Annotated in this window: 8 protein-coding genes; 1 reads left to right on the top strand and 7 read right to left on the bottom strand. The window is 57.3% G+C overall.

Annotated features, from left to right (window positions below):
- Nucleotides 1–91: 91 nt before the first annotated feature.
- Genes baeR through HVY19_RS12860 form a run of 6 tightly spaced genes read right to left on the bottom strand, consistent with a single transcriptional unit; the run spans nt 92 to nt 11073 of the window.
- A complete protein-coding gene (gene baeR / locus HVY19_RS12885; RefSeq protein WP_181680972.1) occupies nt 92–814 on the bottom strand; it encodes a two-component system response regulator BaeR in 723 nt (240 codons plus the stop codon).
- A complete protein-coding gene (gene baeS / locus HVY19_RS12880) occupies nt 811–2214 on the bottom strand; it encodes a two-component system sensor histidine kinase BaeS (RefSeq protein ID WP_181680971.1) in 1404 nt (467 codons plus the stop codon). Before baeS ends, baeR begins: the two co-directional genes overlap by 4 nt.
- Nucleotides 2211–3626, bottom strand: a complete 1416-nt coding sequence (locus tag HVY19_RS12875; protein ID WP_181680970.1) for an MFS transporter — start codon at nt 3624–3626, stop codon at nt 2211–2213. The genes baeS and HVY19_RS12875 overlap by 4 nt, the downstream gene beginning before the upstream one ends.
- Nucleotides 3623–6703, bottom strand: coding sequence for a multidrug efflux RND transporter permease subunit MdtC (gene mdtC, locus HVY19_RS12870; protein WP_181680969.1), 3081 nt, complete (start codon nt 6701–6703; stop codon nt 3623–3625). The genes HVY19_RS12875 and mdtC overlap by 4 nt, the downstream gene beginning before the upstream one ends.
- Nucleotides 6704–9826 carry a multidrug efflux RND transporter permease subunit MdtB gene (gene mdtB / locus HVY19_RS12865; RefSeq protein ID WP_181680968.1) on the bottom strand — a complete coding sequence of 1041 codons (3123 nt, stop codon included), beginning with the start codon at nt 9824–9826 and terminating at the stop codon, nt 6704–6706. It lies immediately after the preceding gene.
- Nucleotides 9826–11073, bottom strand: a complete 1248-nt coding sequence (locus HVY19_RS12860; protein ID WP_181680967.1) for an MdtA/MuxA family multidrug efflux RND transporter periplasmic adaptor subunit — start codon at nt 11071–11073, stop codon at nt 9826–9828. The genes mdtB and HVY19_RS12860 overlap by 1 nt, the downstream gene beginning before the upstream one ends.
- Nucleotides 11074–11351: 278 nt before the next feature.
- Between HVY19_RS12860 and HVY19_RS12855 the strand changes: the two genes are divergently transcribed.
- Nucleotides 11352–11411 (top strand): type I toxin-antitoxin system Ibs family toxin, encoded by a 60-nt coding sequence (locus HVY19_RS12855; protein ID WP_166514430.1) that lies wholly within the window; start codon nt 11352–11354, stop codon nt 11409–11411.
- Between the two features lie 98 nt (nt 11412–11509).
- Here the strand turns inward: HVY19_RS12855 and yegD are convergent, their stop codons facing one another.
- Nucleotides 11510–12862: a molecular chaperone gene (gene yegD, locus HVY19_RS12850; RefSeq protein WP_181680966.1), complete on the bottom strand. Its 1353-nt coding sequence runs from the start codon at nt 12860–12862 to the stop codon at nt 11510–11512.
- Nucleotides 12863–12913 lie beyond the last annotated feature (51 nt).

The raw sequence follows: 12913 nt of genomic DNA, 5'->3' as shown, positions 1-12913 counted from the left end.
GGCGGGCATTGTAGCGCTGCGGGGCGAGGAGGTAAAGAAAATCGCCGAATGGCCTACAGCACAAACCGTAGGCCTGATAAGCGAAGCGCCATCAGGCGATCCGGCATGCGTCGGCTTCCCAGCGATAGCCGACGCCGTATACCGCGCGGATAAACGACTGTTCTTCGTCTAGCGCTTCCAGTTTGCGACGCAGGTTCTTGATATGGCTGTCGATAGTCCGGTCTGTGACCACGCGATAATCATCGTAGAGATGATTCAACAACTGTTCGCGGGAGAACACTTTACCGGGTTCGTGTGACAGGGTTTTGAGCAAACGAAATTCTGCGGGCGTCAGGTCGAGAAGTTTGCCACGCCAGGAGGCTTGAAAGCGACCTTCATCGACAATCAGCGGGCTTTCTGCATCGATCTGCTGGAGTTCACGCTGCGGCTTGCAGCGGCGCAAAATAGTTTTTACGCGGGCGACCACTTCACGCGGGCTGTAGGGTTTGCAGATGTAATCATCTGCACCAATTTCCAGTCCCAGCAGTCTGTCGATCTCTTCAATTTTCGCCGTCACCATCACGACAGGAACGTCAGAGAAACGACGGATTTCGCGACACAGCGTCAGGCCGTCTGTGCCGGGCAGCATTAGATCCAGCAGGATGAGATCCGGCGGGCTCTGTCGCACATACGGCAGAACCTGATCACCATGGCTGATAAGCGAAGGGGCAAAGCTCGCGGCGCGTAGATAGTCGATAAGTAACTGTCCCAGCTTGGGTTCATCTTCCACGATCAAAATACGCGGGGTGTTTTCATCAATGGGTAATTCAGTCATATCTCTCTCTGTAAATCCCGTTCCAGCGGTAAGTCTACTGTAATGCTAACCCCGCCAAAAGGCGAGTGGGCCGCCTGTATATGCCCGTTATGTGCATCGACGATGTTGACACAAATCGCCAGCCCCAACCCGGAACCCCCGCTGGCGCGATTGCGCGAGCCTTCAGCGCGATAAAAGCGCGCAAACAGTTTTTGCAATTGATCGTCGCTGACGCCCGGCGCAGAGTCGGCGAAGGTCACCCATACCCGTTTATCGTGCAGGCCGGCGGATATTTGCAAACCGCCGCCGCTGTCCGTGTAGCGCAGGCTATTTTCCAGCAAATTGTTGAACAACTGCATCAGACGGTCACGGTCGCCAAAGACGGTAATGCTGTCCGGCAGGGAAAGCTGTATCGTCAGGCCACGACTGGCAAAGCGCTCGCGAAATGCCCCCGCCGCGACTTCCAGCAGCGGGATTAAATCCACGGCGGTTTTCTGGTACGCCAGCGCGCCTTCGTCGGACATTGAAAGCTGATGGAGGTCATCCACCAGCTTCGTCAACGTACCCACCTCAGCCTGTAAGGACGCTACCGACTCGGGCGTGAATTGACGCACGCCGTCCTGAATCGCCTCCAGTTCACCGCGCAATACGGCGAGCGGCGTCCGCAGTTCATGAGAAATATCGGCCATAAAGTCGCGGCGCATCTGCTGGTTCTTTTCCAGCGTACTGGCGAGTTGGTTAAAGTCCTGGGCCAGTTTCCCTAACTCATCCTCGCTGGTGGCGGCAACGCGGGTCGAGAAATCGCCCGCCGCCAGCTTATGTGTGCCTTCAACCAGCCGTTTGACGGGGGCCAAAAGCCCACGGGCCAGGGTGAAGGTGGCCAGTGCGGCCAGCAGCGTGGAGAGGGCGACAATCAGCCAGCTGGTTCGCCGCTGCTGTTTATCAAAGTTGATATCAGTGTTGCGTGTGAGACGCTCCACTGGCGAGGCGATAACCGCACCCACCTCTTCACCCTTAACCCGAATCGGACGGCGCGTGCCGGCATGAGGAATCGGACCGCGTGGGCCGACCAGTACCGTGGCATTCTGATCGACCACCCAGAACTGGGTGCGCCAGCCATGGGGTGGCATACCGGGACCGGGTTTGTCATCGTCCTTATCGTGCTCGAACGAACGCAGTATCTGGAACACGAAGCGGTCATTATTGCGTAAGAAATGCCAGTTACCGTGGAGGGCGTACTGCTCGCCCAATGCATCGCCGAGCATGGTTAAGCGCTGCTCGTTGCCATGCTTGATATAATCAATAAATCCGCGTTCGAAACTCACCCGTACCGCCCAATGCATACTGATGAGCAGGACGATGCAGGTCGCGAAAATCGCCAGAAACAGTTTGCCGGTGATACCGGGCCGCCAGAGCTTCATCGGGTTCTCCTTTTGCGCCGCGCAATGACGACATTTTTGTGCGTACCCTCAGGCACGCGGGCAAAGATCGCGGCAGGCAGCGCAATAATCACGGCCATGCAGAGCCAGGTGTACATAAAGACCGAGTGCGTTGCGCCGCTATCGACCGCGATATGCTGCTGGCCAAACATCCCCAACAGCAGTCCGGCGACGGTCACGCCGATACTCATCGAAAGCTGCATAATCATCGACAACAAACTGTTGCCGCTACTGGCTAAATCATCCGGAAGGTCTTTCAGGGTCAGCGTATTCATCGACGAGAAACGGGTTGAGTTGATCATGCCCTGTACCAATAGCACGAGCGGCAGCACGTAATACCATCCCAGCAGGGCAGTCGTCATAAACAGCAGCGTGACGACAGCCAGCCCAAGAGTGGTGGTCACCAGCACCCGGCGATAGCCAAAACGGTTGACTACCTGCACAACAATTCGCTTCATGCCCATGCTGCCGAGCACCATGGGAATCATCATCAGACCGGCGTGAAACGGTGAGAAGCCGAGGCCAATCTGCAAAAAGACGGGAGTCATAAAGGGCAACATGCCACTGCCGACGCGTCCAGCGAAGCTGCCGAACAGGCCCAACGAGAAGGTTCGGGTATTAAACAGATTGAGACTGAACAGGGCGCGGGGATTATTTTTCGCATGCTTTAGATAAAACAAAATCGCCGCGATACCGCAGACCACCAGCGCGCCCAGTGCGAATTGCGAAATGCCCATCCCTTTGCTGCCGTCCAGTGCGATGGTCAACACCGCCATACCCAGCGCTAACAGAAAGAAGCCCGTGAGATCAAAGCGCCGGGTTTGCATGGTGTAATTGGGCATCAGCATTAGCGTGGCGATGGCACCGACAATCCCCACCGGCAGGTTGATCAGGAAAATCCAGTGCCAGGATGCATATTCCACCAGGATCCCGCCGAGTGCCGGACCGAGCAGCGGCCCTACCTGACCGGGCAGGGTCACAAAGGTCATCGCCGCCATATACTGTTCGCGCGGCACAATTTTCATCACCGTCAACCTGCCGACCGGGACCATCATCGCGCCGCCAACGCCCTGCAACACGCGCGCCATGACCAGTTCGTTCAGCGTGCTCGACCACGCGCAAAACAGCGAACCCAGCGTGAACAGCACAATGGCGGTAAAGAAGATATTGCGCACGCCGACTCTGTCTGCCAGCCAGCCACTGGCGGGCAGCATCACCGCCACGGTAAGCACATACGAGACAATCACCATATGCATGTGCAACGGGCTTTCCCCGAGGCTCGTTGCCATCGAGGGAAGCGCGGTATTCACGATAGTGGTATCCAGCGACTGCATAAAGAAGCCGAATGCCACAATCCACAGTTGCCAGCGGGTGCTGTTGGGAAGTTCTGTCATAGCTCTGTTATCGGTTTACTCTTATTACGCGAAAAACGCAGTCGTAGGCGATCGAAAAAGAGATACACCACTGGCGTTGTGTACAGCGTCAAAAGTTGGCTCACGACCAGACCGCCCACAATCGTTATCCCCAGCGGCTGACGCAGTTCAGATCCATCGCCTCCGGAGAGCACTAAAGGCAGTGCGCCAAACAGCGCCGCCAGCGTGGTCATCATGATCGGGCGAAAACGCAGCAGACAGGCCTGGAAAATAGCTTGCTCCGGCGTAAGGTCACCGTTTCTTTGTGCATCAAGGGCGAAATCGACCATCATGATGGCATTTTTCTTCACGATGCCAATTAACAACATAATGCCGATGAGGGCTATCAGGCTGAACGGGGCTGCAAAGAGTTCCAGCGCCAGTAACGCGCCTACCCCCGCCGATGGGAGGGTGGAAAGGATCGTCAGCGGGTGGACATAACTTTCATAGAGCATCCCCAGTACGATATAGACCGTAGCAATGGCGGCGATGATCAGGATCACCTGCGAGTTCATTGTCTCCTGGAAAACCTGCGCGGTTCCGGCAAAGCTGCCGCGTACCGTGGAAGGCACACCAAGCTGGGTCATCGCCCGCGTTATCGCCTCGCTGGCTTGCGAAAGCGATGTCCCGGTTGGCAGGTTGAACGAGACGGTGGAAGCCGCCGAAAGTCCCTGGTGATTCACCGAAAGAGGCGCATTCGCCGGTTGCCATTTGGCAAAGTAAAACAGTGGAATCGACTTACCTTCGCTGTTAATGACAAACATTTTCTCCAGCGCGCTGATGTCCTGGGTGTAGCGCGGGTCGACCTCCATCACCACTTTGTACTGGTTCATGGGCTGATAGATGGTGGAGATTTGCCGCTGCCCAAAGGCGTTGTTCAGCAGGCTGTTGGCGGCCTGGACGTCAATACCCAGTCGCGACATGGTTTCGCGATCGTAGACCAGGTTCATCTCCGCGCCATTATCCTGTTGATCGGAGTTCACATCCGCCAACTGAGGCAGAGATGCCAACGACTTACGAATCTTCGGCTCCCATTCGCGCAGTGCGGCCAGATCATCGGACAGCAGCGTGTACTGGTAGCTGGCGTTGGACTGACGGCCGCCGACACGGATGTCCTGCACTGCCATCAGAAACAGGTTCGCCCCCGGTTCTTTCGACAATTTCACGCGGAGACGATCGATAATTTGCTGTGCGGACTCATGACGTTCACTACGAGGCTTCAGAGTGATAAACATCATCCCGCTGTTCACCCGCGAGCCGCCGGTAAATCCGGTGACGTTGTCGACTGCCGGATCGTCGCGAATGATCTTCATGAAGTCCTGAAGCTTACCGCGCATCGCCTGGAAAGAGATGCTCTGGTCGGCCTGGATCCCGCCCATCAAAACGCCGGTGTCTTGTTCCGGGAAGAAGGTTTTCGGGATCGAGATATAGAGCCAGACGTTGAGGGCTATGGTACCAAGCAGCACCACGCCGACCAGACGGGTATGGTTCAGCACCCATTTCAGCGACGTGCCGTACCCTTGTTGCAGGGCAATCAGCATCCGACCAAACCCGCGGAGCCGTTTTTGCTGATGGGGTTTGCTGGATTTTAGCATCCAGCCGCACATCATCGGCGTGAGGGTGAGGGACACCAGCAGCGAAATGCCAATCGCCACTGACAGCGTGACGGCAAATTCGCGCAGCAGTCGACCCGGCAGGCCTCCCATCAGCAGCAGCGGTAAAAACACGGCCACCAGCGAAAGACTCATTGAGAGCACGGTAAATCCGACCTCGCGCGTACCCTGTAATGCCGCCTGAAGAGGCTTCATTCCTGCTTCGAGGTGGCGTGAGATATTTTCCAGCACCACGATGGCATCATCGACCACGAACCCGGTGGCGATGGTGAGCGCCATCAGCGACAGGTTGTTAAGACTGAAACCGCACAGGTACATCGCCGCAAAGGTGCCGATCAGCGAGACCGGAACGGCCACTGCCGGAATTAACGTCGCCCGCCCGGAGCGCAGGAAGAGAAAAACCACCAGAATCACCAGCGCCACCGAAATGACCAGCGTCTGTTCAACCTCTTCCAGCGAAGCGCGGATGGTGGGGGAACGGTCCTGCGCGATTTGCATATCAATCGATGCCGGAATCGTAGACTGTAGCTCCGGTAACCTGGCGCGAATGCTGTCCACCGTCTGGATGATGTTCGCCTCCGGCAGTTTACGGATCATCAGCAAAATAGCCGGTTTGGCGTTGGTCATCCCTGCATTACGCACGTCCTGTACGGAGTCGGTGACGGTCGCGACATCTCCCAGGCGCACTGCACCACCGTTGTTATAGTGGATCACCAGAGGCTGGTATTCTGCCGCCGTTTTCAACTCATCGTTGGTCTGAATTTGCCAGCGATGGTGGGTATCTTCCAGCGCCCCCTGCGGTTTGCGCACGTTGGCGTTGCTGATGGCGGTGCGCACCGCGTCCAGCGAGACGCCCTGATTAAACAGCGCCTGTGGATTAAGTCCGACGCGCACCGCGGGCAGGGAACTGCCGCCCACGTCCACGTCCCCGACGCCATCGATCTGTGCAATCGTCTGCGCTAACTGAGTAGAAGCAAAATCGTACAACTCGCCCTGCGACCAGGTATCTGAGGTCAGCGTCAAAATCATAATCGGCGCATCGGAGGGGTTGGCTTTGCGATACGTTGGGCGGCTCGGCATTCCGCTCGGGAGCAGGCTTTGCGCGGCGTTAATGGCTGCCTGCACGTCGCGCGCCGCGCCGTTGATATCGCGGTCAAAATTAAACTGCAATATGATTCGCGTGCTGCCAAGCGAACTGCTTGACGTCATCTCGCTGACCCCAGCAATGCGCCCCAGTGAGCGTTCCAGCGGCGTCGCTACAGACGAGGCCATCGTTTCAGGCGAGGCGCCGGGCAGTGAGGCGCTGACCATGATCACCGGGAAATCGACCTGCGGCAACGGCGCGACGGGCAGCAGGCGAAACCCCAGTACGCCGCAGAGCGTAATGGCGAGGGAAATTAAGATTGTCGCCACCGGACGGTAGATGAAAAGGGCGAAAAATTTCATTTACGCCTCCTCTTCCCGATGTGTGAAGCGGTTTTTCATATACAGCGACAGGCGGTCAAACAGCAAATAAATCACTGGCGTGGTGAACAGCGTCAGCACCTGACTGACCAGCAGCCCGCCAACCATACCAATCCCCAGCGGCCGACGCAGTTCCGCACCCACGCCAGTACTGAGCATCAGCGGCAGCGCGCCCAACAGCGCCGCCAGCGTGGTCATCAGGATCGGGCGAAAACGTAGCAGGCAGGCCTGGAAGATGGCGTCGCGCGGTGCCATGCCCTGTTCGCGCTCGGCGGCAAGGGCAAAGTCGATCATCATGATGGCGTTCTTCTTCACGATGCCGATCAGCAAAATAATCCCGATAATGGCAATAACGTCCAGTTCACTGCCGGCTATCATCAGCGCCAGCAGTGCGCCGACACCCGCTGTCGGCAGCGTTGAGAGAATGGTGATCGGGTGAATAAAGCTTTCGTACAGCACCCCCAGCACGATATACATCGCCACTACCGCCGCGACAATCAGCCAGATCGTACTCCCCAATGCCGCCTGGAAGGCGAGGGTACTGCCCTGGAATTGCGTGGTGATATCGACCGGGAGGTTAAGCGTTTTTTCGGTGTCGAGAATCGCCTGTACCGCATCGCCCAGCGAATAGTCGTCCGGCACGTTAAATGAAATCGTCGTCACCGGGAACTGATCCAGGTGGTTAATTGACAGCGGGGCAAAGCGCTGTTCAATTTTGGCGATGGCGCTCAGCGGCACCATTCCGCCGTCTTTGCTGGCGAGGCGGATAGCGTCCAGCGCAGCCAGGCCGGGCGTGTTTTCGGTATTATGTTCCAGTACCACGCGGTACTGATTCGCCTGGGTATAGATCGTTGAAATCAGCCGCTGACCGAAGGCGTTATACAGCGCGTTATCGACATCCGCCATGCTGATCCCGAGTCGACTTGCACTATCACGGTCGACGTTCACATACGCCACCAGCCCCTTGTCCTGCCAGTCGCTGCTGACGTCTGAAAGCTGCGGCAACTGCTGTAATTTTTCTATCAGCGGGGGAACCCAGTTACTGAGCGCATCCAGCGAGGTTGCCTGGAGCGTAAACTGATACTGGGTACGGCTGACCTGAGTATCAATCGTCAGGTCCTGCGTCGGTTGCAGATACAGGTCGACGCCCGGAACCCTCGCGACCGCATCTTGCAGGCGGGCGATCACCTTCTGTACCCGGTCATCACGCTCGTCCAGCGGCTTAAGGTTGATTTGCAAACGCGCGCTGTTCAATGACGGATTGGTACCATCAACGCCGATAAATGAGGTCAGACTTTCGACCACAGGATCTTTGAGGATCACCTCCGACACCTGCTGCTGGCGCTGGGCCATACTGGCAAATGAGCTGGACTGCGGGGCTTGCAGGGTTCCCTGAATGATGCCGTTGTCCTGTATCGGGAAAAAGCCTTTCGGGATAAACACCCACAGCATTACGCTTAATAGCAGTGTGCCAAGCGCGACGCTGAGCGTCAGCCACGGATGGTTAAGCACTTTTGCCAGCCAGCGTCCGTATCCGGCGATGACGCGCTCAAACATTTTTTCTGACGCGCGGGAGAAGCGGTTTTGCTTACGCAGCGACTCCTGGCTGAGCATCCGGGCGCACATCATTGGCGTCAGGGTGAGCGACACGACGGCGGAAATCAGGATCGCCACCGCTAGCGTGACGGCAAACTCGCGGAACAGGCGTCCGACGATATCACCCATAAACAGCAGTGGGATCAGCACCGCAATCAGCGAGAAGGTCAGGGAGATAATGGTAAAACCGATCTCTCCCGCCCCCTTCAGCGCCGCCGCCAGCGGTTTTTCGCCTTTTTCGATGTAACGGGAGATGTTCTCAATGACCACGATCGCGTCGTCTACCACAAAGCCGGTGGCGATGGTCAGCGCCATGAGCGTTAGGTTATTGATAGAGAAATCGAGGAAAACCATCACCGCAAACGTGCCTACCAGCGACAGCGGCACCGCAACGCCGGGGATAATGGTTGCGGGAACGTTGCGCAGGAACAGATAGATGATCATGACGACCAGCGCAATCGCCAGCATTAATTCGAACTGGGTGTCGCTCACCGAAGCACGAATATTGCTGGTGCGGTCGGAAAGCACCGTCACGTTCACTGATTTCGGCAGGCTCTCTTTGAGTTGGGGCAGCATTTGTTGAATGCTGTCGGCAGTGGAAATGATGTTCGCGCCAGGCTGACGCTGCACATTCATCACAATTGCCTGCTCTTTGTTGGCCCATGCGCCAAGCCAGCTGTTTTCAGCTCCCTGTTCGACGGTAGCGACATCGCCCAGGCGTACCGGCGCGCCGTTTTGATAAGCGATGATAAGCTGGCGATATTCATCGGCGGATTGCATCTGATCGTTAGCGGAGAGCGTCACCGCGCGGTTGGGGCCATCGAGACTTCCCTTGGCTGAGTTAACGTTAGCGCTGGTGATGGCCGTGCGCACCGTTTCGCTGGTCAGCCCCAGGGCAGCAATCGCCTGCGCATTGAGTTTCACGCGTACCGCAGGCCGCTGTCCGCCGGAGAGCGTCACCAGACCCACGCCAGAAACCTGCGAAATTTTCTGCGCGACGCGCGTCTCAACCATATCTTCCACCTGCGTCATTGGCATGGCGGTAGAGGTCACGGCGAGCGTCATGATCGGCGGGTCTGCGGGGTTAACTTTGCTGTAGACCGGAGGATTCGGCAGATCGCTCGGCAGCAGATTGGTGGCGGCGTTAATGGCTGCCTGGACCTCCTGCTCGGCCACGTCCAGCGGCAGCGTCAACTGGAACTGGAGCGTCACCACCGAGGCGCCGCCGGAGCTTTGCGACGACATTTGTTTCAGCCCGGACATCTGGCCGAACTGACGTTCCAGCGGCGCAGTCACCGCCGAGGTCATTACATCCGGACTGGCGCCGGGGTAGAGCGTCACGACCTGTATGGTAGGGTAGTCCACTTCAGGTAACGCGGAGACGGGTAGGAAGCGATAACCGATGATCCCGGCGAGAAGTATTGCCACCATCAGCAGCGTGGTGGCGACAGGACGCAGAATAAACAGGCGCGATGGGCCGCCTGTGCTGCCCGGCGGTAAAACCTGCATCAGGAACGGACTCCTTTCTTCGCATAATCCCGGCTTGTCGCCTTCGTCTCGGCCGCGGCAGCATCGTGGGCTTCTACCACTTCCACTTTCGCACCTTCGGTCAGACGGTCTATACCGTCAGTGACCACGCGGTCACCTGCAGAGATACCGGCGTCGATCACTACCTTCTGGTTGTCCTGAATCCCGGCTTTCACCAGATGCTTACTGACTTTATTCTCATCATTCAGTACCCAGACGAAGTGGCCCTCGTTGCCTATTTGCAGAGCCGCGGTAGGGATGACCACCGCGTTTTGTGCCGTGTCCACTAGCATTCGGGCGTTGACAAACTGGTTCGGGAAAAGGGTGTCGTCCTGATTATCAAACCGCGCTTTTACTTTAATCGTGCCCGTCGTGGGGTCAATCTGATTGTCCAGACTGAGTAATTTTCCTTCGCTCAATTTCTGCGAGTTGGTGCGATCCCAGGCTTCGACAATGAGCGGCTGGCCGTTCTTTTGCGCGCGCGTGACGGTGGCGATATCGCTTTCCGGCAGGGTGAAGATCAGGTCGATGGGGTGCGTCTGGGTGATGACCACAATGCCAGTGGTATCGCCACTGGCGATCTGGTTGCCAACATCCACCTGCTTCAGACCTACGCGACCGTCTACCGGCGCGGTGATCCGGCTCCAGTCAAGCTGTAGCTGAGCGCTGGCCACACTGGCCTCATCGGCTTTTATTGTGCCTTCGGTTTCACTGACCAGCGCCTGCTGGGCATCGAGTTCCTGTCGGGAAACCAGGTTGGTTTTAACCAGCTGTTGATAGCGGGCTAAGTCGCGGCGGGCATTGGCGAGGGTGGCTTTGTCCTTCGCCAGTTGTCCCTGGGCCTGTGCCAGCGCAACGTTAAACTGGCTCGGATCAATCTCTGCCAGCAGGTCACCGGCTTTCACCTGTTGGCCTTCCTGGAAGTGTAGCGCTAACAGTTGACCATCAACGCGGCTGCGTACGGTGACGGTATTCGCGGCGGTGATCGTACCGAGCCCGCTGAGATAACGGGGCACGGCCTGTTCAGTGGCGGTCGCCGCCTGTACGGGGGCTAACGGACCTGAGCGCATGCCACGCCGCCCCGTTTGTGCGGCGGGCTTGCTCGGACCGGTTGCGCCAGGCGTTGTGCCCTGCGGCTCACTGCGGTTCTGCCAGAACCAGAATGCGGCGATGGCTGCGACGACGACCACAATGGCAATCGTCCAGCGGGTTTGGTTACTGCCTTTCATCGTTATAAGTTTCTCATCCTGAAACGTTTCGCCCAATGATACTAGTGTAGCCAGCGAACAAGGGGGAAAAATGGAGGAATTATGAAACCCGGTACGGATTCATCCTAATGGCGACACGCTTTGCGAGGCGTTACGCAATAACGATCTTCTAAAACAGCAGAAGGTAAAGAGTGCGCTAAAGTGGCGGCAAGGCAAAAAGGAGGTAAGCCACGGAGTTCAGCAGGACGCTGAATCAGGAAAGCCCCTCCCGAGGAAGGGGCCAAAATAAGGAAAAGGTTATGATGAAGTCGGTCATCATCCTGGTGATACTCTTAGTCATAAGCTTGCCGGCTTACTAAGACACCAGAGGGGGAGGAAACTCTCCCTAACCCTCACTCCTGAAATTAAGCCACACGAACGCTAATGTCAATCCATGCGCACTCAGCTTGCGAGGCGTTTAGCGGAATAGTACGTCAGCCCAACGCGCCAGTCCGGCGGTCACGGATCCGAAGTCATCTCCTCCGGCAATGGGAATGCCAGGAAGCTGCGCTGCCAGCGCCTTTTTGATGAGTGGAGAACGTGCGCTGCCGCCGGTGAGGTAAATCACATCGGGCTTCACCTGGGCGTTATCCAGCGCCAGTTGTACCTGCTCCAGAATACGCGTTAACGGCTGGTCCAGCGCGGCTTCCAGACCTTGCTGACTAATGGCTGTCGCCAGCTCGTCGCTAATAAACGGCAGCGTGGCACGGATTTCCGGTTGATCGGAAAGGGCGATTTTGCACTCTTCCGCGCTGCGTACCAGGCGATAGCTAAGACGCTGCTGCCAGACTTTACGCAGGAAAGCCACCTGTTCAGGTTCGCGGGCATCGCGCACCAGGGTATCCAGCAGACGACCATTCGCGCTGCTGTAGAAATCGCTCTGGGCGGGAACGTCATTGATGGCAACGGCGTTCCACCACGGCAGTACCGGCAGGGCAATGCCTTTCTCGGTTTCACCGCCCATACCGAGCAGCGGCATCAGGTTTTTAAACGCCAGGGCGATATCCAGATCGTTACCGCCCACGCGGCAGCCGCTGTGCCCGAGCAGGCTGGATTCACGGTCTGCGCGATGATGCCACTGCGGCCCCATCAGCAGTAAAGAGCAGTCAGTCGTCCCGCCGCCGATATCCACAACCAGTACGCGTTTCTCTTCCTGCAATGTGGCTTCATAGTCCAGGCCCGCAGCGACAGGCTCATACTGGAAAACCACTTCCCGGAATCCGGCGCGTTTCGCCGCGCGTTCCAGGATCCCCTGTGCCTGGCGGTTAGCCTCATCGCCACCCAAACCCTGGAAGTTGATAGGGCGGCCAATAACGGCCTGGGTGATCGGCTCCGGCAGTTGGCTTTCCGCCTGTTGGCGGATATGCAGCATCATGGCGCAGACGAGATCTTCGAATAACGCGACCTGCTGTGGCTTCAGTCCGTTAGCACCCAGGAAGGATTTCGGTGATTTAACAAAGTAGACCTCTTCCGGGTCATCAATATAGTGGGCGAGTGAATTGACGCCAAACTGTACGCTGGAGGGCGTGACCTCGATATCTTCATCACGATTAAAACGGACTGCGCGTCGCAGCAGCGCCTGCGTTTCGTCGTCGGGTGTCGGAACGTCATGATGGCGGTACAGCCATTCGCTAACGGCTTCACGCGTGGGCGCGCAGAGCATGGATGGCAACAGCGAGCTGTTATTCTCCATTTTCAGCAACTGCGGTTTGCCGTCACGCATGATCGCGACCGAGCAGTTTGCGGTACCGTAATCAAATCCAATAAACACGTTAATATCCCCATGCCAGTGAAGAAGGGGCGAGACTTTAGCGAAATGTCG

The organism is Citrobacter sp. RHB25-C09, assembly GCF_013836145.1.
Classification (GTDB): domain Bacteria; phylum Pseudomonadota; class Gammaproteobacteria; order Enterobacterales; family Enterobacteriaceae; genus Citrobacter_A.
Note: the sequence above shows the minus strand (reverse complement) of the source record. Positions and strands in the feature narration are given on the sequence as shown.